We start from the raw sequence: 19,380 nt of genomic DNA, 5'->3' as shown, positions 1-19,380 counted from the left end.
GTCAGTTCACCGTTTCGGCGGCGAGAGCATCGATATTCGCGGTGTGCAGGCGCTCGCTCTCGATCATGCGCTGAATGATGCGGCGGACCCACATCCCGCCCGCGTCGATGTTGAGGTTGTAGAACTCGTGGTCCGGGTTGGCGTCGATGGCGGCCTGCTGAGCGGTGAGCATGGCCTCGTCCTCGCCGAAGACGCCGTGCACTCCGTCGCGCAGCTGGGTGGTGATCAGTTGGCTCTCGAGGCGGTAGTTGCGCTGGAAGGCCCAGAAGTACAGCGCCGTCTTCTCGTCGACCGGGGTGATCGTGTTCATCACGAAGCCGTTGACACCCTGGCTGCGATCACCCTCGGGGGCACCGGTGCCGGCCTTGGCCACACCGACATCGATGCGAATGGTGCCCGGAGCCTGGAATTCGATGATCTGCCAGCGGTCGACCTTGCCCTCGAACCCGGGGTACTTGTCACGCATGTTCTTCAGCCAGAACGGTGGCGCGTCGATATTGTGCATCCAACGGGTGACCGTGACCGTTCGCTCGTCGTGGGTGACAACGAAATCGGACTCGCTGAGTTCTTCCTGTCCGATGGACGAGGAGTGGACGAACTCTTCATGGGTGAGGTCCATGAGATTGTCGAGCACCAACTGGTAGTTGGCCTGAACGTCGATGGTCCGGCCGTCTCCTGCCCACTCAGGCGAGTCCATTTGGAACATGTCGGGGATCGTGGCGGGGTCGGCGAGCGTCGGATCTCCCGGCCACACCCACAGGAACCGGTGACGCTGTTCGACGGGGTAGGACGCCACCATCGCCGACGGGTTGATCGTCTCCTGCGCCGGCATCTTGGTACAACGGCCAGCGGAGTTGAAACGCAAGCCGTGGTAGGGGCATTGCACCTCGTCGGCACCGATGCGGGCGCCGAGCGACAACGGGGCGAGCCGATGCCAGCAGGCGTCGGCGAGGGCGACCGGGCGGCCGTCCGTGGTGCGGTAGAGCGTCATCGGCTTGTCGGCAATCCTGCGGGCAAGCAGCTTCGCGGAGGTCACTTCGTAGTCCCACGCCGCGACGTACCAAGCGTTGAGGGGGAAGGCCATGTTCTTGGCGGTCGCGCCGCCCGGGCCGAGATCGGTCATGCGATGTCCTTGGGGATCGTCACCTACAGAGATCCACAATAACTACATGCATAGCTATTGGGTGATGTGACGCACACACTATCTATCGATATAGTGATTGGCAAGACAGCCCGGCCGATGAGGAGACATGAGCCTTCGCTACGCATTGCTGGCCCTGCTCACGGCGGGCCCGCTCACCGGATATGACGCCGCCAAACGGTTCGGGGGTTCCGTCGGGCACGTCTGGCACGCACCCGACTCGCAGATCTATCCCGAACTGCGCCGCATGGAGAAAGACGGACTAATCCAGGGTGAACAGGTCAGGTGGGGACCCCGGAGCACCAAAACGCAATACAGCATCACCGACGACGGCATCGCCGCCTTCCGAGCGTGGATGAACACTCCGCTCGACCACGCCCCCGAACGCGATGCCCACCACATGCAGGCCGCCTACTTCGAATGGGCGGACCCTGATCGTGCGCGGGAGATCCTGCACAAGCACATCGAGTACTACAGCACTCAAGTCGAGTTACTCACCGCCGTCCGGGACGGGATCAAGGCCGGTACGGATCCAGCAATCGTCCGGCGGCTCGATCACTACCCGGCGCATGAACACGCACGGATCATCGCGTACAAGGCTTACACCTACGACGGCATGATCGCCCGGAGCCGGTCCGAGATCGACTGGGCGCACAAAGGACTTGCTCTCCTTGACGAGCTTGCGGGCACCGAGTCGTCACCGCCGGACCACGACGATGACAGCGCTACCGAACACCCGGTCGCACCGCGCTCGTAATCCGGCTCGGGTAGGGCGACTGCGGCCGGCGGCTATTCCATTTCTGGTCAGGGATTTCGGGGGCGGTTTGTCCAGCCACCGGTCGGGCGCGGCACCCAGCCCCCGGCACCGTGCGTGCCGCCGTCGACGTGGATAGTGCTGCCTGTGACGAACCGGGACAGGTCGGACGCCAGAAACAGCGCGGCACCCGCGACGTCCTCGGGTTTACCGGGGCCGCCGAGCGGTGACCACAACGGCCACAGTGCGCGGTCCTGCTCGGGCACCAAGTCTCCGTAGGGAACTTGTGCCGTCTCGATCAGGTCCGGGGCAACCGCGTTGACCCGGATTCCCGCCGGACCCACCTCGGCCGCGAGCGAGCGGGTGAATTGCATCAGCGCCGCCTTGTATGCGGAGTAGACGGTGTGCCCCGGAATTGCTCGGTGCGCCTCGACGGTGGTGAGGTTTACCACCGCTCCACGGCCGCGCTCGGTCATCCCCGGAAGTAGTGCATGCGTCAGCCGCAGCGCATGGGCGAAGTTCACCTCATGTAACCCGGCCCACTGCTCGGCGGTGTCGGCGGTGAACTCTTGGGGCGCGCGTACGAAGTGTCCGACGTTGTTGACCAGGATGTCCGGTCGGTGCTCGACCAGTGCCGGTTCTACCTGCGAAGAGCAGACGTCGGCCACGATCGCGTCCAGCCGCCCACCGGCGGCACCGTCGAAGTCGACGTCTCCGATGGGGTTCACGTCAGCGATGAGGACATGCGCGCCGTGGGCCGCGAAGCTGCGCGCGATTGCGGCTCCGATGCCGGCCACACCGCCGGTGACGACGGCACGCCGGCCGCGCAACAGTGCGCCTGGTGTGAAAGTGAGGTTCATGCTTGTCATCTCATGACATGTCGGTGCCACGATGCCCCTTTGCTCCCGGTCACCGGGAGGTTCACACCGCTCCACACGATCTTTCGGATTTCATCGAGCCCGTGGGCAATGCAAAAGCACGCCGCCGGACTCCGTGCAACGTGAACTACGTTGACCGATGATGGTGAATCGGTGAAATGACGTTTGTCTCAACCCTACTGGCGAAATGACCCTGCCGATCCGATCGGTTCGGATGCCCATCGCCAGTCAGCTTCCGTGTAAATCTGCAAAGGAGCACCTGATGACGAATCCGCCCCAAGTGCCGCCCGCACGCCAAGCGACACCCACCGAGGACCGTCTTTCCTCGCACGACGGATCCCTGCTCCGCAAGGTCGCATTGTCGAGTCTCCTAGGGACGACAATTGAGTACTATGACTTTCTCCTCTACAGCACCATGGCTGCCCTCGTATTCGGGCAACTGTTCTTTCCCGCCTCGAATCCGGCTGTCGGTACAGTTGCCGCATTCGGAACCCTCGCGGCCGGTTACGCCGCGCGACCGCTCGGCGGTGTGATATTCGGGCACTTCGGTGACAAGCTCGGCCGAAAGTCGATGCTGGTAATCACCATGACCACGATGGGTATCGCCAGTGTGCTGATCGGAATGCTGCCCACCTACCAGGGGATAGGCATCCTCGCGCCGATCCTGCTCATCGTCCTGCGCGTCATTCAAGGCATCGCAGTGGGTGGGGAATGGGGAGGTGCGGCGCTCATGGTCGTCGAACACTCGGACGCGGACCACCGCGGGCGGTGGGCCGGGATTATGCAACTCGGAACACCGTTCGGCTTTCTTCTGTCGACGGCAGCGATTGCGGCCGTGACCCTCCTCCCGGAATCCGCGCTCTTGACCTGGGGATGGCGAATTCCCTTCCTGTTGAGCGCTATCCTGATGGTGATCGGACTCTACGTCCGACTCCACGTGGTCGAGAGCCCTATCTTCGTGGAGGCGTCAGCCAAACGAAAGGACCGGCGCAGTCCCGCTCTGGAGGTGCTCCGCCGTCCGAAGCAACTCGTCTTGGCGGTGGCCGCCGGCCTGGCTCCGTTTGCCCTGACCTCCCTGACAAGTACGCACGTTGTGGCTTACGCATCCGGAATTGGCTATGCGGTCTCCGATGTCATGGGCGCGCTTCTCGCAGTGGTCGCCATATCGATCGTCTTCATTCCCCTGTTCTCGACCCTCTCAGACCGGCTTGGTCGACGTCGAGTCATGATCTCCGGGGCCATCGGAACGGTTTTGTTCGCATTTCCGCTGTATGCCATGATCAACACAAAATCCATGTTGGTCATGGTCGGCGCCTTGATGTTTGCGCAGCTCCTCCAGAATGCAATGTACGCGCCGCTGACGCCGCTGCTGTCCGAAATATTTGCTACCCGTGTGCGCTACACAGGTGTTTCCATGGCGTACCAGACCGCAGCCCTTCTCGGTGCCGGATTTACTCCCCTGATCGCCAGCGGCCTGGTCGCGGCAACCGGGTCGAGTGTGCCGTTGAGCTTGATTGCCGCGACCACCGCTCTCGCTTCGATTGGAGCACTCGCACTCACTCCCGAGACCAATGGGCGTGACCTGAACCAAAATCTCGTACCGTAGTTTTACTGCACCGTCCATATCTAGGGACCAGCAACACTCCCCACCGATGACCACTGAGTGGGAATTCCGAATAAGAGCACCGTGATCAACGGCTAGGTTGGGCGATGCATCCGGCCATCCACGCCGAGGTCCAGAACACTCACTCGCATATCCCGCTGCTCCCTCAGCCAGCAGCGCTGGGCGCGAGCGCGAACGCGAGAAGGGCGAACACGAATGAAGGTTCTTATCGTCGGCGGCACCGGAATGATCGGCGCCTACACCGCACTACATCTGCGTGAGCAGGGCAACGATGTGACCGTGGCAGCGCGTAACGCGCTCGGCGACGAGTCCCCGGTCCGAGACTTTCCGGTCCTGCTCGGTGACTACACCGAGCAGACCTTCACCGTCGAGCAGCTTTCCCCTTTCGACGCCATTGTCTTCGCCGCCGGCCAAGACGTGCGCCACATGAGCGGAGGCGTCGACCAAGCGGCGTTCTGGGAGAAGACGCAGATCTCCGGCATTCCCCGCTTCGCTGCGCTCGCCAAGCGCGCCGGTGTACCGCGCTTGGTCCAGGTGGGCAGCTACTACCACCACCTGCGTCCAGACCTCGCCGACACCGTCCCCTATATCGCGGCTCGACGTGCTGCCGACGAGGGTGCTCGGGCGCTCGCCGACGAGTCGTTCAACGTCTCCACTCTCAATCCACCATCGATCCTCGGTGCCATCTCCGGAGTCTCCGCGCGGCGGTATGGGCGGATCATCGCGTGGGCAGCCGGTGAGTTGCCCGATATCCCGGACTTCGCGCCGCCCGGGGGATCGAACTATATGTCGGCTACTTCTCTTGCACAGGCGATCTGGGGCGCACTTCAACACGCCGAACCGGGCAAGGCGTACCTCGTCGGCGACGAGAATCTGACCTTTCGCGAATACTTCCAGATGCTCGTCGACGCCGCGGGCGGTACACGCAGCATCGACGAACGGGACGAGGAGCACCCCCTGCTGCCCGACGCGATGATCGTTCAGGGCCGAGGCAACACCATGCACTACGAGTCCGACGCAACCGAGACCGCGCTGCTCGGCTACACCCAAACAGATTGCAGCCGTGCGATCGCGCAGATCGTGCACACCGCCCGTCGGGCTTCCGTATGAGAAGACCGAAAGCAGAATGCGTGTAATGATCACACCCCGGCAGGGACGCGGACCTAGACGTTCGGGGCCGTCTCCTTCGAAGCTCGGCACAACCCCGCCCACTGCACGCTTCTGCCTCGGCCTACCGGGCCAGCAACCCTGGATCGAACCCGGATGGCACGCGCCACCTTCGCCCGACCACGCCGCATAGACCGCCGACACCGCTGAGCGAAACACCTCCGGTCGTCGAGGTCTGCGGCCCTGCAAGCAACGATCCGTCGTGGGGAATTTTGTGGGGCGCGGCGTGTCGGTTAGGTCGTTCGACTTTCTGGTCCCAGAATTGCGGGCATGGCCGAGATTGTTGCTTCCCGCCGCCGAGGGCGGCCCAGCAAGGGAACCCGTGCAGTAGTCAAGGCGCTGGTGCCACCAGAGCTCAAAGAAGCAGCTGCCAGCGCCGCGAAAGCGCACGGCATGACTGCGAACGACTACATCGCGGGGCTGATCGCGGCCGACACCGGCCTGACCGAACTAATGGCATCGATTCACGAGAAACGTTCCGCGACAAGCCAACCCGTGGAACCCCGCAGATCAGGACCGTGACGGACCACCGGTCCGGGCAGTGAGTGTCGACCGGTTGCTCGTCGCGATAGTCACAGTAAATCGTCCTCCGCCAGAGATGGTCTCAGGACTGAAAATCTCAACGCGACACGTACGCCGTCGCGGATGAGTACTTTTTACGTCACAATATTTTCACGAAGGGACAGGCCCATGACCCGCACCATCGCAGTGGTCAACCATAAAGGCGGCTCCACCAAGACCACGAGCACGGTCAACCTTGCCCAAGCCCTCGTCGAAGCCGGTTACACCGTCCGCGTCGTCGACCTCGACCCACAGTGCAACGCCACCACCTGGCTCGGCGCCACGCCCGAAGCCGTCGACAACGATGTCCTGTCGGTACTCATGCTGGTGTCGAGCATCGAAGACGCCACAACCATCACCGCGTCCGGGATCCACCTCATTCCTGCCACCAAGGAACTCGACTCCGTAGGGCCCTACTTCCTCAAGAAGCCGGGCGCCCACGGCATCCTGCGCAAAGCCCTTGCCGGCGCCCCCGACGTCGACTTCAACCTGATCGACTGCCCCGGAGACTTCGACCACCTGACTATCAGCGCACTCGTCGCCTGCACCGAAGTGCTCGCCGCTGTCATGACCGGAGCTATGGAACTCGAAGCGCTCATGCGGATCGAGAACTACATCACCCAGCAGGTCGAGCTGCTCAATCCCACTGCAAAGCTCAATCACATTCTGTGCGGCCGCGTCGAACTCGGACAGGTCATCGACCAGCAGGTCCTCGCCGCGCTCCGCGAGACCTATCCCGACCAGACGATGCGCACCATCATCCCGAAGTCCGTCCGTGTCAGCGAAAGTTACAGCGCCGAAGAACCCGTCGTCAGATGGGCACCGTCCTCGTCCGCAGCACGGGCCTACCGCGATGCCGCCCAAGAACTCGTCGAAAGGACCTCGTGATGAGCGCGACACGTAAGCCCGGACTCGCCAACAACCCCCTCGAACGCCGCCGCCAGCCCCCCGCAGGCGCTCACCCGGAGGGGACGTACTCGAGAACTCGTCGCGTGGACGTTCTGACGAGCGTCGCACGTAAGCCCGGACTCGCCAACAACCCCCTCGAACGCCGCAAACCACGACTGCCGAACCTCGTCGAGCAGGGAGTGGACGTCGCAGGACCGGCCAACAACCCCTTCGAACGCCGCAGGCGACGCCTGCCGAACCTCGTCGAACAGGGAGTGGGCGTCGCACAGGAAGCAGCCGCCACCGCCGAACCGGTGGCCCCTGGGGAGGAAAGGAAGACTCCCACACGGGTCTCCGCAGACAAGAAACAGGAATCCGTCTACATCAAGCGCGCCAAGGTCGAGGATGGCAAGAATGCCGTCGCAGCCATCGGCCACATCGCCGGCGCCCCCAACAGCTGGTCCAACCTCGTCGACGAAGCCCTTGCCCACTACCTCGCCGTTCTCGCACGCAAGTACAACAACGGCGAACCCTTCCCCCCGCGCAACGCAGAACTCGTCCGGGGACCACGCACCAACTAGCTCCACGGAGAGTCGCCCACACCATAACGCGGCAGCCGCTCCGAATGCCCGTTGACCTGGGGGAGCCAACTGCAACACGTTGCGCATGTCGGCGCAACGCTGGGACCTTCAGCGAGGTCAGTCAGCGAACTCAGCTCCGGCGCCCTCATCAACACGACGTCCGCAAGCTGCACCACAAACCTCGAAGACGCACTCGAACTACAAGTCCGGGCCGAGACGTCGGGCCTCCGCGATCAAGGCGATGCCGCTGACGTAGATTCGGTGTTCTGTGGAGTGGCTGTGCGGGCTGGCCGGATGACCAGTTCTAAAACCGCGAGCGCCAGCAGGGCGCCGAGCACAATCCACAACACGACGAGTCCGGTGGGGTAGCGCCAGAACATCAGCAGCAGGGCAGCGACACCGATAATCGCGCACCGCAGGGGAACTCGAAGCTGATGCGCCCATCGTTCGATCTCGTTCGGTGGCCCACTTTTGCCGGATCGGCGGGCGAAGTCGAGTGCCTGCCCATAGCCGCGCCGCACGGTGGCCGCGGACGACGAGCCTCCGATGAGGTAAGCGCCGAGGGCGATCACCAGGCCGAGGACTGCGACGGCGCGCAGACTCGTGCGCAGCGGTACCAGGACGGTGTCGATAACGGCTGTGGCCGCGTCGGGCGACAGAATGTCGGGTGGGACGCTGTCGAGGTAAATCGCGCGTCCGATGAGGATCGCGATTGCGAGGATGAGCATCCCCACTGCGATCGACAGCCCGACGAGGGCGAGGGCGCGGAGCCGGCGGCCGGTGGGGGCGACGGCGACCGCGGCGGCGGCACATGCGATTCCCAGCCACGGCAGGATTGCCGACACTTTGTCGAGGGCGGAGACGGCCCGTTGCGCCTTCACCAGCTCCGGTGACTGAAACAGTACGAACTGCTTGTCGACGGACGGGATCTTGTCCGCGAACGCAAAACCTCTCTCGTTCAGTGCCGCCTTCACCCTGTCGATGACGGTGCCGAGGGAGATGCTGACGGTGCCGGTTTGGTCGACTTCGACGGAGCTGAGGCCGTAATTCCCCGTCATCACCGCGACGAGCCTAACGTGGGCGGACCGGTTCGCCTGGATCCAGAGGTCTTCGAATTGCTGGGACTGCACGAGTGAGCTGACGGTGTCGTGGACGAAGTTCCTTGCTTGGCTGGTGAGCACGGGTGCGAGGCCGACGACGGCCTTGTCGAGGCGGGGGGCATTCGTGGCGAGAATCGAGACGTCGGTCAGTGCGGTCAGGGCGTCTTTGGTCAGTCCCTCGACGTCGACTCGGGTGAAAATTTCGTCGGTGACCTGATTGCTGATCTCGGCCTGGACAGCCGGATCGTCGCCCAGAGGTGCCACGGTGCTGACGTAGCGGTCGGTGTCGAGGATCTGGCTGCGAGTGAAACGTGCGGTGACCGACGCGATTGCGAGCACGGCCACCAACACGAGCAGGATGGCTACGGCCGTCCAGCGCAGCCCGTGCCGGGGTGGCCGCGGAACCGTTCGAGCGGGAATGTCGGTGGTGGTGCCGGTGGTGTGTCCGCGCAGCGCCGCGACTTCCTCGCGTAGGCGTAAGAGTTCGGCGCGTTCGTCGTTGTCGAGTGAGCTACTGGCGGGAGTACCGGTGCCATCGGTCATCGCCGTTCAGATCTTGGCGGGGTTCCAGGTTGCGACGGCCCAGATCACGACGGCGTTCAGGGCGATGATCGTGATTGCCCACAGTGGGTAGTAGGGCAGCCACAGGAAGTTCACGAAGATCGAGAGGGCACACAGGATCATGGCACCGACTCGCGCCCATGTCGCCCCGGTGAAGAGCGCCGCGCCGACGGCCGCGACGATCACGCCGAATACGAGGTGGAACCATCCCCAGGTGGTGACGTCGAACTGATAGGTGTATTCGATGCCGACGACGATGACATCGTCCTTGGCGACCGCGGAGATTCCCTGCAGGAACTCGAGCACCCCGACCGTGACCAGCAGGACTGCCCCGCCCATCGATGTTCCCTTAGCCACACCCTGCTTGACCAACGAGTCCTCGGACATCATCGTTCCCTTCCCGGGCGACGTGTGAAGTGGTCTTCGTGAATTTCAGTGTCCTCCGATCCCCAAGACGGTGGCTGCTTTTTCGCCGACCCACTCCGATCGGGCACGCGCGGTCCGAATCATCCGGCTCGAGACCGATTGCACCCGAAACGCTGACGTCGGGCCAGAATGCGCGAGATCATGAATGGAAAGGCACGCCATGGCCAGCGAGTAACTTTCCCCGATGCGGGACACGTCGTCGTCGATCAGCCGACGCGGGTGGATCGCCTCGAACATGGCGAAATGGTTCGGCGCCGAACTCCGTTCGGTGTGGTGGGCGACGACGAACCGCCCTCGCCTGCGCCGCGGAATACCGCGAGACCATGTCGTCCCAGGCTGAGCGCGGCGAACTGGAAGTCTGGTACTCCCATATCGACGTGGCCGCCCAGGTGCGCGAACTTCGCGACGTCCTGGATTTCTCGACTCACAAACGCGTCCGCAAGGCGATCGAGAAGTCCCGCGGCCGCGACAGCGCGCAGGCTGACGAGGTTGACGACCGTGGTGGAGGGGCGGCCGCGGATAGTGACCACACCGCCGCTGATTGCGGGGCTGGTCGGTGGGAATTGGCAATTTCGCCGCGAACGCACTACGCGGCGGCAGATAATTATGGTACCGGTACATCGTAGCTCGGGAAGGGTCAGCCATGTCCGATCGCACCGCCGGAAGTAATCCAGCGAGTTCTGAGTATGACTCCCGCAAACAGGCTTTCGCGGCCGGTACGTCGATGGCGGCCGCCGTCATCATGGTCACCGTCGGCATCATCCAGTTTTTCCAAGGCATCGCGGCGGTCGCCGAAGACGAAGTATTCGTCAGCGGCATAAATTACGTCTACAAATTCGACCTCACCACCTGGGGCTGGATTCATATCATTCTCGGCGTCCTCGTCGCGATCGTCGGTCTAGCCCTTTTCACAGGCGCTGGGTGGGCCCGAGTGTCGGCCATCGTCGTCGCGGCCATCTCGATAGTGGCGAACTTCCTGTGGTTGCCCTACTACCCGGTGTGGTCACTGCTGATCATCGCTCTCGACGTCGTCATCATCTGGGCAGTCTCGACGTGGAATCCCGAGAGAGAAGCAAGAGACGCGAACCTTCGCGGTACCGGCACTGCGACGCGGTGAAAGTCGTCTCGAAACAACGGCTCTGCCGGTCGCGAGGTCTACGGGCGTTCCTCGCTATTTCGGTTGGCTGCCGCATACCCGTGGTAGTAATTTTCGGGGCAGGCCCGTGATGGCGTGCATTCTCGGTGGATTCGATAGGTCCCGGTCCCTGCATGACGGAGAATGGTAAATAGCGGACGACGAGTGTCCGTCCGTCATGGAGAGGACGCGACGAGCCATGACGGACGATGTGATCGACAGCGCACCCGGACGCGACATCGGCGCCGCGCGGCCGCCTGGGCATCGACGCTGGCTTCCCGACAGGTACGCATTCGGCGGACTGGTAATCGCCGTACTGTTCGTGTGGCTGTCGTTGACGCCGACGCTTCTGCCTCGGGGGCCGTTCTTTCAGGGACTGGTCACCGGTGTGTCGGCTGCAATCGGCTACACCGTTGGGTTTCTCGGCTCGAAGTTCGTGCGCTACCTTGTGCAGCGCGAGGCGTCGGACCGTGTGAAGACCATGGTTCGCCGGACGGCGGCGGTCATCGGTCTCGTCGGAACCGCAGTGATGCTGGTGTGGTTCGGCAACTGGCAGGACCAGCTCCGGGAAATCATGAGCGCCGCGCCCTTCCCGTGGTGGGGTTACCTCGTCATGGGAATCGTGGCGTTGCTGGTGTACGTCGGGTTGGTTGCCACGGCCCGGGTGCTGCTACGGGCCGTGCGGTGGGTCGAACGCAAGATCAGCCGTGTGGTACCCCGGCGTATCTCGGCGACCGTGATCGGAGTAATAGTCGTAGCGCTGGTTTTCGCACTGGTCAACGGGGCTGCAGTTCGCGCGATCATGTCTGGCCTGAATACTTCATTCGCCGCCGTCAACCAGGAGACCAAGGCCGGTGACGAGCCACCCACATCACCGCTGCGTTCGGGCGGCCCGGAGTCGCTGGTGACGTGGGATTCACTGGGACGGCAGGGTCGCTCGTTCATTTCGCGTGGCCCGTCCGTCGAAGACTTGTCCGCGTTCAACGGCGGTCGAGCCGCGGTGGAGCCGATTCGAACCTACGCGGGGCTCGCTAGTGGGGGTGATTCGATCCGCGAGAACGCCCAGGTGGCGGCGGATGAGCTGGAACGCGCCGGCGGGTTCGATCGTGCCGTGGTTGGCGTGGCGACCACCACCGGCACCGGGTGGATCAACGAAAGTCTCGTCTCCTCGCTGGAGTACATGTACAACGGCGATACCGCGATGGTCGGGTTGCAGTACTCGTATCTGCCGAGTTGGCTGTCCTTCCTCGTCGACAAGGAGCGGGCTCACCAGGCCGGGGAGACGTTGTTCGACGCCGTTTACGATAAATGGAAGAAGTTGCCACCGGAGTCCCGTCCGAAGCTGGTAGTGATGGGTGAGAGCCTCGGCTCCTTCGGTGGTGAAAGCGCTTTCGGCAACGTCGACGACGTCGAAGCTCGCACCGACGGTGTGCTGTTCACCGGACCACCGAATGCGAACGAGATCTGGACCGATGTCACCACGAACCGCGATCCGGGCTCACCCGAATGGCTTCCGGTGTACGAGCAGGGCGAGACGGTGCGCTTCGGGGCTCGGGCGGCGGAGGATCTGCCGCGCCCCGATGCCCCGTGGGGGCGGCCGCGCATGGTCTATCTGCAGCACCCGTCGGATCCGATCGTCTGGTGGTCGCCGGAGTTGCTACTGCGCGAGCCGGACTGGCTGAAGGAGGAGCGTGGCTACGACGTTCTCGACAGCACGCAGTGGTTCCCGTTCGTGACGTTCTTCCAGGTCGCGGCGGACATGGCGGTGTCCACAGGTGTGCCGGACGGACACGGACATTCCTACGTCGTCGACATTGCCGATGCGTGGAGTGCGATCCTGCCGCCCGACGGCTGGACTTCGGCGGACAACGAGCGGCTGCGGACCGAGCTCGCCGAGATGGGTGCCGACGGTTGACAGTCTGTCGGCGCTTTCTGTGTCAACTTCCGGCTCCTCGCCGTGGCTGTCGTCGGGAACGCCGACGACGGCAGCGGGGAGACGGCGTCGTGGTCGAGGAGGATCTCCTCGACCTCGCGCGGATACACGTTGAATCAGCGAAGGGGCGTCCGTTGACGGTGGCGAGGTCGAGGCGGGCCCCACACGGACGAACCAGCTGTCGATGAGGATTTCCCAGTTCCGGCCCCGCTGCTCGTGGCGAGTGCTTGGATCGAGGTATGTGCCGGTGGATGGCCTACTCGGGTGAACCGATCCTCGCGGAGGACCTGTTGTTCCGCCCTAAACACTCGCTGATCGATCAGAGTCAGCACTCACGTCTCGGGGCGACGACCACCAATGGTGACGGATTCGGTGTCGGCTGGTACGGCGAAGGCAGTGAGCCGGCGGTGTACAAGAGCATCGAACCGGCGTGGAATGACAGCAACCTGCGGGAGATCGCCGGCCAGGTGCGAACGGGAATGATGCTTGCTCACGTGCGGGCTTCGACGGGGACTCCGGTGCAGCGCAGCAATTGTCACCCCTTCCGGCACGGCCGGTGGCTGTGGGTGCACAACGGCGCCTTGCGGGGTTTCCACGAGATCAGACGCGACCTCGTGATGGCCGTCGACCCGGCCCTGTTCCTCGACATCGAGGGTTCGACGGACTCCGAAACGTTGTTTTTCCTCGCCCTGACCTTCGGCCTCGCCGACGATCCTTTCGGTGCGGTTGCCCGCGCGGTCGGCTTCGTCGAAGACGTCGGCCGTGCACACGGTGTCGACCATCCGGTGCAGATGACCGTCGCCACCACCGAGGGTGAATCGCTGTGGGCCTTCCGGTATTCGAGTGAACGGCAGTCGAGGTCGCTGTTCTTCTCCACCGAGATCGCGAAACTGCGCGCACTTCATCCCGAAGTCGAGGTCCTGCACGAACTGGGTGGGGAGACTCGTTTAGTGGTCTCCGAACCCCTCCGCGACCTCGAAGGTGCGTGGAACGAAGTGCCCGAGTCCTCCGCCGGGGTCGTTCGACCCGGGCAGGATGAGATCCGCCCATTCGAGCCGATCTCACCCGGCTGAGTGCAGGGCCTCTTTCTGCGAGAATGGACTGCCGCACCGACATCGAAGGAGTCGCCATGACTGAACCGATCTTCGACAAGTCGGAGCAGCTGAAGCAGGTCGAACAGGGAATCCTTCCCGGTGAGCAAATTATCGCCGTCTACGACTGCATCGGCGCGGGTACCGGTTTCCTCGGGATGACGAACCTGCGCGTCGTTATCCAGGACAAGAGCTTCGTCGGCAAGCGCACCGCGATCACGTCCATCCCCTACAAGCACATCCGGTCGATCTCATTCCTCAGCAACAAGTCGTGGGCCGGCCAATTCTTCTCCTCCAGCAGCATCGCCCTCGCCGTCGCTGGGACAACATACGAAGCCGACTTCCGCGGCGTCGACAAGGCCCACCACGTACACACCGTGATCCTCGGACGCATCACGTGATGTCGCGGAAACTGTAAGTTCTTCGAACTCGTAAGGTGACGTGCCTGGCGGCGGGATCACTGCACCCGGAGCACGTCGCGCAGGGCTTGCGCTACGGCTGGGTTGGCGACGTCGCCGTGGTCGGTGATCGTCGCGTCGGCCTGGAGATTGAAAACCTTGCTGTGTGTGAAGGTGTGCTGGTGCGGAGGGGTCACCTTCCGTAGGAGTTGTTCGGTTCTGTCGAGTTCGGGGGTGTGTTTTGCGCCGTTGCGTCCGATCCCGCCGTAGGGGTCGTTCTGGTCGCCGAGTGCGGCGGCATTGTCGCGGGCGATGCGTAAGGCCAGCGGGTAGGCGACGCCCACGGCCAGGTCATTCTTGGTGTGGGTGATGACGATCGACCCGTTGACACGGCGCTCGCCCGAGGACGGTACGGAAAGCGCCGTCATGCTGTCCGTCGAATCGTTGTGCCAGGCCGTTGTGGGAGGGAAGGATAGGCGGCTGCAGCTTGGCAAGCAGGGCGGTGTCGGGGCCGCCTCTGACGGCGGCGGCAACTCTCGGTGTCGCGTCACCGTTGTGCTCCGGCGGCGAGGGGGGAACTCGGCGCCGGAGCCCGGCGGTGGTCAGATCCAGGGCATGTCGGGGTCGAGGGAATGGGAGATCACGCCGTCGTCGGGTTCGAGAGGGTAGTTCGCGGCGTGGTACGTGGCGCTGGAGTTGCCGAAGAGGTCGACGCCTCCCGGCTGGGTGAGTGAGGTGCCCGGCTCATAGAGTTCGACCTGCTCGGGGACGTCCTCGTCGGGGGCATCGCAGGCGACCATGGGCCACGCGTTGGCGCATCCGATGCGGTCGCGCACCTGGAAGGTGTGCGGGAACTTCGGTCCGGCGGCATCGGTGGGTACTGCTGCGGCGGTGGCACTCTGGGCCAGCACGGCACCGAAGGCGAGGGCGACGCCGGCTGCGGCTGCGGCTGCGGTGCGTGTTGTGGTCGAGGACATTCTGTGGCTCCTGAAGTTCGGGGTTTTGGTGTTCTCGGACGACTACTAGTTTTCGCCGGAAGCCGGCGTTCGATAACTCCCCGGAAGGGGGTGGTCGGTGACTCGGAGGGGGAAAGAAAGTACCCCTGGGAGGGGTTCCGCGGAGATCGCACAATGTCCGTTTCGGCTCGGCAGGCGGAGTGGCCGCTCGGGCCGTCGAGCGCGGTGATCACTGGTAGGGGTGCGGGCACGGTAACGGGGACTTCGCTGACTTCGAGGCGTTGGTAGAGGTCAGCGCTTCCGTCTGCGCTGCCGTACGCCTGGAAGCGCAAGTGCGTGTCCACTCCACGTTGGATCAGCACACGTACCTGCCGCAGGCGGCAGAGGGCGCTGGGTTGGGCAGAGGTGGTGGGGTTCCTCGATGCGCATGAGCGGCGACGCGGCGACCGGGTGGAGCTGCGGTATCTGTTGGTCGGTGCAGGTGAGCATGATCAGGTGGAGTTGCCGGCGGAGGTGCATTCGGCGCTCGAGCAGGTTGTGGCCGCATTGCAGGCCGGGCGTGCGGTGACGGTGGCGCCGCGGGCGACGATGTTGACGACGCAGCAGGCCGCGGATCTGCTGGGGGTGAGCCGGCCGACGGTGCGCCGGCTGATCGATGTGGTGGAGTTGCCGGCGGAGAAGGTCGGCACTCGGCATCGGCTGTTGTTGCGCGATGTGCTCGAGTATCAGCAGCAGCGCCGGGCCCGCCAGTACGAGGCGCTCGCCCAGACCGCTGTCGAGATCGATGACGAGGACGATCCGGCGATGGTGGCTGAGCAGTTGAAGATCGCGCGAAGGGCGGTCGCGGAGCGTCGGCGCACCCGCAGTGGGGGCGGGTCAACTGCGATGGGTGGTCGACAGGGCTGCCGGGGTGTTCGCAGCAGTTCTCGATACCTGTGTTCTCTGGCCGAGCCTGCAGCGGGACTTTCTGCTGTCGATGGCCGTTGAGGGCTTGTGCCGGCCGCCGTCGTCGGCGGACCCGGGGTGATCGTCACGCTGAATCGGAGAGACTTTCCACCAGCCCGAATTCCGGGACACATCCGGGTGGTCTCACCGGCGGAGTTGGCGGCCGACACTGTGTCGGTGTTACCGACTGCGGCGGCGCGGGCGGTGAAATTCTCAGTGTTTCATCGATGGCCTTGCCTCTGTTGGATTGCTTTTTCGTCAGGGTGCGAGGGCGCGCATTGCCAGGTCGACGACGGCGTCCGCGTGGTCGTGGGTGAGGGGATGCGCTCCGCTCTGCCAGCGGTAGAACATCGGCGCCATGAACAACTCGAACGCGAGGACGAGGTCGACGTCGGGCCGCATCTGTCCGGCGTCCTGCGCGGAACGAAACCGCGCCGCGACGAACTCGAACTGCGGCCGGTAGATCCGCTCGACGATCTGCTTCTGCAGCGCGGGATCCTGCAGCGATTCGATGGAAAGCGCCCGGAACAGTGGTTCGAATTCCGGTGAGGTGAACTCGTCGACCGTGGCCTGTAGGACCAGGCGCATGTCGGCGGCGAGGTCGCCGGTGTCCGGTAGGGCAAGCGTCTCCTGAGCGCGGGCCGCGTTCTGTTCGTGCAGGGCGTCCACGACCAGCGCGCCCTTGGATCGCCACCACCGGTAGATGGTCTGTTTCCCGACCTTCGCGCGCGCGGCGATGCCTTCGATGCTGATCTTCGCGTAAGGCTGTTCGCGTATCTGTGCCTGCGTGGCCTGCAGGATCGCGGCGCGGGACCGTTCCGAACGGCGGGGATTGTCGGCGGACGGCATGAACTGATCATAGACCAGACGAGACGTATCGTCTTGACTCGGCGCGCAGCACGTGCCACCTTGAACGAGACGGACCGTTCCGTATCTGAAGGAGGAAGATGACTCGCTCACACATCGCCATGGTCGGCATTCCGGCGCCCGGGCACGTCAACCCGAGCCTGGAGATTCTCCACGAACTCGTCGCACGCGGTCACCGAGTGACGTACGCCAACGACGCCGCCGTGAAGGATGCCGTCGAGAGCACGGGAGCGGAATTCAAGGAGTACACCTCGACGCTGCCACGCGTGAACACCGCGGCTGCGACGGAAGGGTCGGAGAAGTCCTGGGAGGGAGACACAATCGATCAACTCACCCTGTTCCAGGCCGAGTACGAGTCGATGCTGCCGCAACTACGGTCGCTGTACGAGGACGACCGCCCCGACCTGTTCCTCTACGACATCGCGGGAGGTCCTGCCCGGGTTCTCGCCGAAGAATGGGGTGTGCCGATCGTGCAGCTGTCGCCGACGTACGTCGCGTGGGAGGGCTACGACGACGACATGAGATCGTTCGTGGACACGATGCGGGCAGACCCACGCGGGGCGGCCCTGTACGAACGGCAGCGGAAACTCCTGGTGGACAACGGTGTCGAGACCGACCCGGACGAGTTCTACGGGCGCCCCACCCGAGCGGTGGTGCTGATCGCGAAATCGATGCAGCCCAACGCCGACCGAGTGAACGAGGACGTTTACACGTTCGTCGGACCGGCGCTGCCCACCCGACGGCCCACCGATGGCCGGTGGCAGCGTCCGGCAGGCGCGGCCAAGGTGCTGCTCATCTCGCTCGGCACGGCGTTCACCGATCACGCCGAATTCTACCGGCGCTGCATCGAGGCGTTCGGCGACCTCGACGGCTGGCATGTCGTTCTGCAGATCGGGCGGCACGTCGACGTCGCCGAACTCGGAACCGTGCCCGGCAACCTCGAGGTCCACCGGTGGGTACCCCAATTCGACATCCTCGGGCAGGCCGACGCGTTCCTCACCCATGCCGGCATGGGCGGGTCCAGCGAGGGAATGTTCACGGGAACCCCGATGATCGCCGCACCGCAGGCCACCGACCAGTTCGAGAACGCCGACGCCCTCGTGGCCGCCGGAGTGGCGGTTCGAGTAGATAGTTCGGAGGTGTCGGTCGCCGGATTGCGGGACGCGCTCGCGCACATCGACACCGAGCCGGTCCGGCGCCGCAGCGCGGAGCTCGCCGCCGAGCTGCGTTCTGCGGGTGGGGTGGACGCTGCCGTCCAGGTGATCGAGGAATTCCTCGAGGAAAGGTACTCACCGATGGTGCGCAATGATGCGGGGCCATGGGTAGCTCGACGAACCGACGGATCGGCAATCACGCGTTAAGAAGGGCTGCGAATCGCACCTGCCGCTGCCGCGGGCACGTTCGACAACCAAAGGCGGGCCTCGCTAACAGCACGGACGGCTGTTGTCTCCCTGAAGATCACAGCAGATCAACTTGCTGAAGTGCGTCGGCGACCCGTGAACGCGCGGCCTCAGCGAGACCCCGCAGCGGCTGCGGGAGATTGGGTGATTCGACAAGGCTGAGGTATTCGGCGATGGCGGATACGACGCGCAGGCTTCCATGGGTACGGAACAACTCCCAGATGGGTTCGAGTCGATTGGACAGCGCGGTAGCGGTTTTCCGGTCATCGTTCTGAGATGCGCGGGTCAGGGCCAGGCATGGCTTGGGAAGCACGCCGGCGAGCACGCTGTACCACACGTCGCAGCCGGCGTTGAGGCCGATCGCGGCGGAGGCGTCTCCGCTGACGCCGATGGTGACCGTCGACGGGATCTGGGATCGGAGGGAGTTCACTCGACCGGCTGCCTCGGCGGGGTCGAGGGGGACACCGGGGATCTTGATCGATCCGATCTTGGGAAGTTCGGTGATGCGGCTGTGCAGTTCATCGGTGAAAGTGAAGTGGGTGGTACCGGGATTGTCGTAGATGCACAGCGGTACGGACAGTTCACGTGTCACCGTTTCGTAAAGGCCGAACACCTCGTCTGCAGTCAGCTGTTGGTAGGACATCGGTGCCAGCAGGACCGCGGCGGCGCCGGCATTTTGTGCATCCTCGGCGAGGGCGCGGACGTGTGCGGTGCGCAACGAACCGATACCGATCATGACCGGTGTGGTGCCCGCTGCGGCCACGGCGAGCTGCGCGACGCGCTTGCGCTCTTCTCTGGTCAGGTAGGCGTAGCTCCCGGTGGACCCGAGCGCGCCGATGGAATCGACCCCCGCGTCAGCCAAGCGCGAGACCATTCGGGAGAATGCGGACTCGTCGATTTCTGTCTCGTTCATGGGGGTGAGGGGGAATGCGGACAGTCCGGTGAACATCGGTCGAACCTCACTTCGCTCGGGT

19 protein-coding genes and 4 pseudogenes are annotated in these 19,380 nt (G+C 64.1%); 14 read left to right on the top strand and 9 right to left on the bottom strand.

Annotated elements, in window-relative coordinates; all coding sequences use genetic code 11:
• Window position 1 precedes the first annotated feature (1 nt).
• Entirely contained in the window at window positions 2-1,123 is a 1,122-nt protein-coding gene (locus tag CBI38_RS25150) for an aromatic ring-hydroxylating dioxygenase subunit alpha (protein ID WP_109333167.1), read from the bottom strand.
• 127 nt (window positions 1,124-1,250) lie between these two features.
• Between CBI38_RS25150 and CBI38_RS25145 the strand changes: the two genes are divergently transcribed.
• Window positions 1,251-1,898 (top strand): PadR family transcriptional regulator, encoded by a 648-nt coding sequence (locus CBI38_RS25145; protein ID WP_109333165.1) that lies wholly within the window; start codon window positions 1,251-1,253, stop codon window positions 1,896-1,898.
• A gap of 47 nt (window positions 1,899-1,945) precedes the next feature.
• Here CBI38_RS25145 and CBI38_RS25140 read toward each other — a convergent pair whose 3' ends face one another.
• Window positions 1,946-2,764 (bottom strand): SDR family NAD(P)-dependent oxidoreductase, encoded by an 819-nt coding sequence (locus CBI38_RS25140; RefSeq protein WP_109333163.1) that lies wholly within the window; start codon window positions 2,762-2,764, stop codon window positions 1,946-1,948.
• A gap of 271 nt (window positions 2,765-3,035) precedes the next feature.
• Between CBI38_RS25140 and CBI38_RS25135 the strand changes: the two genes are divergently transcribed.
• The 5 genes from CBI38_RS25135 to CBI38_RS25115 all read left to right on the top strand — a co-directional run bounded on the left by CBI38_RS25135 (window position 3,036) and on the right by CBI38_RS25115 (window position 7,594).
• Window positions 3,036-4,379: an MFS transporter gene (locus CBI38_RS25135; protein ID WP_109333161.1), complete on the top strand. Its 1,344-nt coding sequence runs from the start codon at window positions 3,036-3,038 to the stop codon at window positions 4,377-4,379.
• Window positions 4,380-4,592: 213 nt separating this feature from the next.
• Window positions 4,593-5,507 carry an NAD-dependent epimerase/dehydratase family protein gene (locus tag CBI38_RS25130; protein ID WP_109333159.1) on the top strand — a complete coding sequence of 305 codons (915 nt, stop codon included), beginning with the start codon at window positions 4,593-4,595 and terminating at the stop codon, window positions 5,505-5,507.
• Between the two features lie 327 nt (window positions 5,508-5,834).
• A complete protein-coding gene (locus CBI38_RS25125) occupies window positions 5,835-6,086 on the top strand; it encodes a hypothetical protein (RefSeq protein WP_230989955.1) in 252 nt (83 codons plus the stop codon).
• Window positions 6,087-6,254: 168 nt separating this feature from the next.
• Window positions 6,255-7,013, top strand: coding sequence for a ParA family protein (locus CBI38_RS25120; protein ID WP_109333157.1), 759 nt, complete (start codon window positions 6,255-6,257; stop codon window positions 7,011-7,013).
• A complete protein-coding gene (locus tag CBI38_RS25115; protein ID WP_109333155.1) occupies window positions 7,013-7,594 on the top strand; it encodes a hypothetical protein in 582 nt (193 codons plus the stop codon). Before CBI38_RS25120 ends, CBI38_RS25115 begins: the two co-directional genes overlap by 1 nt.
• A gap of 233 nt (window positions 7,595-7,827) precedes the next feature.
• Here CBI38_RS25115 and CBI38_RS25110 read toward each other — a convergent pair whose 3' ends face one another.
• Window positions 7,828-9,237 carry a hypothetical protein gene (locus tag CBI38_RS25110; RefSeq protein WP_109333153.1) on the bottom strand — a complete coding sequence of 470 codons (1,410 nt, stop codon included), beginning with the start codon at window positions 9,235-9,237 and terminating at the stop codon, window positions 7,828-7,830.
• A 6-nt stretch (window positions 9,238-9,243) separates the two neighbouring features.
• On the bottom strand, window positions 9,244-9,642 hold the full coding sequence (locus CBI38_RS25105; RefSeq protein ID WP_109335341.1) for a DUF7144 family membrane protein: 399 nt from the start codon (window positions 9,640-9,642) through the stop codon (window positions 9,244-9,246).
• A gap of 362 nt (window positions 9,643-10,004) precedes the next feature.
• On the opposite strand from CBI38_RS25105, the gene CBI38_RS39325 reads away from it, so the two are divergent.
• The 3 genes from CBI38_RS39325 (at window position 10,005) to CBI38_RS25085 (ending at window position 12,731) form a co-directional block, all read left to right on the top strand.
• A complete protein-coding gene (locus tag CBI38_RS39325; protein WP_418328286.1) occupies window positions 10,005-10,307 on the top strand; it encodes a hypothetical protein in 303 nt (100 codons plus the stop codon).
• A 17-nt stretch (window positions 10,308-10,324) separates the two neighbouring features.
• Entirely contained in the window at window positions 10,325-10,798 is a 474-nt protein-coding gene (locus CBI38_RS25090; protein ID WP_418328285.1) for a DUF7144 family membrane protein, read from the top strand.
• Window positions 10,799-11,015: 217 nt separating this feature from the next.
• Complete coding sequence (locus CBI38_RS25085; protein WP_109333149.1) at window positions 11,016-12,731, top strand: alpha/beta hydrolase; 1,716 nt, start codon at window positions 11,016-11,018, stop codon at window positions 12,729-12,731.
• A gap of 33 nt (window positions 12,732-12,764) precedes the next feature.
• On the opposite strand, the pseudogene CBI38_RS40650 reads toward CBI38_RS25085, so the two are convergent.
• Window positions 12,765-12,865: pseudogene (locus CBI38_RS40650) on the bottom strand (AMP-binding enzyme); the annotation flags it as partial.
• 135 nt (window positions 12,866-13,000) lie between these two features.
• Between CBI38_RS40650 and CBI38_RS25080 the strand changes: the two are divergent.
• Window positions 13,001-13,822, top strand: coding sequence for a class II glutamine amidotransferase (locus tag CBI38_RS25080; RefSeq protein ID WP_109333147.1), 822 nt, complete (start codon window positions 13,001-13,003; stop codon window positions 13,820-13,822).
• A gap of 56 nt (window positions 13,823-13,878) precedes the next feature.
• Window positions 13,879-14,241, top strand: coding sequence for a PH domain-containing protein (locus tag CBI38_RS25075; RefSeq protein ID WP_109335339.1), 363 nt, complete (start codon window positions 13,879-13,881; stop codon window positions 14,239-14,241).
• 56 nt (window positions 14,242-14,297) lie between these two features.
• Here CBI38_RS25075 and CBI38_RS25070 read toward each other — a convergent pair whose 3' ends face one another.
• Window positions 14,298-14,666, bottom strand: coding sequence for a hypothetical protein (locus CBI38_RS25070; RefSeq protein ID WP_230989954.1), 369 nt, complete (start codon window positions 14,664-14,666; stop codon window positions 14,298-14,300).
• A gap of 174 nt (window positions 14,667-14,840) precedes the next feature.
• On the bottom strand, window positions 14,841-15,215 hold the full coding sequence (locus tag CBI38_RS25065) for a hypothetical protein (RefSeq protein WP_109333145.1): 375 nt from the start codon (window positions 15,213-15,215) through the stop codon (window positions 14,841-14,843).
• Window positions 15,216-15,782: 567 nt separating this feature from the next.
• On the opposite strand from CBI38_RS25065, the pseudogene CBI38_RS40645 reads away from it, so the two are divergent.
• Both CBI38_RS40645 and CBI38_RS40640 read left to right on the top strand, forming a co-directional pair.
• Window positions 15,783-15,875, top strand: a pseudogene (locus tag CBI38_RS40645) (helix-turn-helix domain-containing protein); the annotation flags it as partial.
• Window positions 15,876-16,104: 229 nt separating this feature from the next.
• A pseudogene (locus CBI38_RS40640) lies at window positions 16,105-16,197 on the top strand (PIN domain-containing protein); the annotation flags it as partial.
• A 200-nt stretch (window positions 16,198-16,397) separates the two neighbouring features.
• On the opposite strand, the gene CBI38_RS25055 reads toward CBI38_RS40640, so the two are convergent.
• Window positions 16,398-16,988, bottom strand: a complete 591-nt coding sequence (locus CBI38_RS25055; RefSeq protein WP_109333143.1) for a TetR/AcrR family transcriptional regulator — start codon at window positions 16,986-16,988, stop codon at window positions 16,398-16,400.
• Between the two features lie 98 nt (window positions 16,989-17,086).
• On the opposite strand from CBI38_RS25055, the pseudogene CBI38_RS25050 reads away from it, so the two are divergent.
• A pseudogene (locus tag CBI38_RS25050) lies at window positions 17,087-18,274 on the top strand (macrolide family glycosyltransferase); the annotation flags it as partial.
• Window positions 18,275-18,464: 190 nt separating this feature from the next.
• Here CBI38_RS25050 and CBI38_RS25045 read toward each other — a convergent pair.
• Window positions 18,465-19,355 carry a dihydrodipicolinate synthase family protein gene (locus CBI38_RS25045; protein ID WP_109333141.1) on the bottom strand — a complete coding sequence of 297 codons (891 nt, stop codon included), beginning with the start codon at window positions 19,353-19,355 and terminating at the stop codon, window positions 18,465-18,467.
• Window positions 19,356-19,380: the final 25 nt, after the last annotated feature.

This window comes from Rhodococcus oxybenzonivorans (assembly GCF_003130705.1).
Classification (GTDB): domain Bacteria; phylum Actinomycetota; class Actinomycetes; order Mycobacteriales; family Mycobacteriaceae; genus Rhodococcus_F; species Rhodococcus_F oxybenzonivorans.
The sequence above is the reverse complement of the archived record's forward strand: the minus strand, read 5'-3'. Positions and strand labels throughout refer to the sequence as shown.

Excerpts from the sequence above, each read along its gene's own strand:
- CBI38_RS25150 (WP_109333167.1), bottom strand. The coding sequence starts at position 1,123 with ATGACCGATCTCGGCCCGGGCGGCGCGACCGCCAAGAACATGGCCTTC.
- CBI38_RS25145 (WP_109333165.1), top strand. The coding sequence starts at position 1,251 with ATGAGCCTTCGCTACGCATTGCTGGCCCTGCTCACGGCGGGCCCGCTC.
- CBI38_RS25140 (WP_109333163.1), bottom strand. The coding sequence starts at position 2,764 with ATGACAAGCATGAACCTCACTTTCACACCAGGCGCACTGTTGCGCGGC.
- CBI38_RS25135 (WP_109333161.1), top strand. The coding sequence starts at position 3,036 with ATGACGAATCCGCCCCAAGTGCCGCCCGCACGCCAAGCGACACCCACC.
- CBI38_RS25130 (WP_109333159.1), top strand. The coding sequence starts at position 4,593 with ATGAAGGTTCTTATCGTCGGCGGCACCGGAATGATCGGCGCCTACACC.
- CBI38_RS25125 (WP_230989955.1), top strand. The coding sequence starts at position 5,835 with ATGGCCGAGATTGTTGCTTCCCGCCGCCGAGGGCGGCCCAGCAAGGGA.
- CBI38_RS25120 (WP_109333157.1), top strand. The coding sequence starts at position 6,255 with ATGACCCGCACCATCGCAGTGGTCAACCATAAAGGCGGCTCCACCAAG.
- CBI38_RS25115 (WP_109333155.1), top strand. The coding sequence starts at position 7,013 with ATGAGCGCGACACGTAAGCCCGGACTCGCCAACAACCCCCTCGAACGC.
- CBI38_RS25110 (WP_109333153.1), bottom strand. The coding sequence starts at position 9,237 with ATGACCGATGGCACCGGTACTCCCGCCAGTAGCTCACTCGACAACGAC.
- CBI38_RS25105 (WP_109335341.1), bottom strand. The coding sequence starts at position 9,642 with ATGTCCGAGGACTCGTTGGTCAAGCAGGGTGTGGCTAAGGGAACATCG.
- CBI38_RS39325 (WP_418328286.1), top strand. The coding sequence starts at position 10,005 with ATGTCGTCCCAGGCTGAGCGCGGCGAACTGGAAGTCTGGTACTCCCAT.
- CBI38_RS25090 (WP_418328285.1), top strand. The coding sequence starts at position 10,325 with ATGTCCGATCGCACCGCCGGAAGTAATCCAGCGAGTTCTGAGTATGAC.
- CBI38_RS25085 (WP_109333149.1), top strand. The coding sequence starts at position 11,016 with ATGACGGACGATGTGATCGACAGCGCACCCGGACGCGACATCGGCGCC.
- CBI38_RS25080 (WP_109333147.1), top strand. The coding sequence starts at position 13,001 with ATGGCCTACTCGGGTGAACCGATCCTCGCGGAGGACCTGTTGTTCCGC.
- CBI38_RS25075 (WP_109335339.1), top strand. The coding sequence starts at position 13,879 with ATGACTGAACCGATCTTCGACAAGTCGGAGCAGCTGAAGCAGGTCGAA.
- CBI38_RS25070 (WP_230989954.1), bottom strand. The coding sequence starts at position 14,666 with ATGACGGCGCTTTCCGTACCGTCCTCGGGCGAGCGCCGTGTCAACGGG.
- CBI38_RS25065 (WP_109333145.1), bottom strand. The coding sequence starts at position 15,215 with ATGTCCTCGACCACAACACGCACCGCAGCCGCAGCCGCAGCCGGCGTC.
- CBI38_RS25055 (WP_109333143.1), bottom strand. The coding sequence starts at position 16,988 with ATGCCGTCCGCCGACAATCCCCGCCGTTCGGAACGGTCCCGCGCCGCG.
- CBI38_RS25045 (WP_109333141.1), bottom strand. The coding sequence starts at position 19,355 with ATGTTCACCGGACTGTCCGCATTCCCCCTCACCCCCATGAACGAGACA.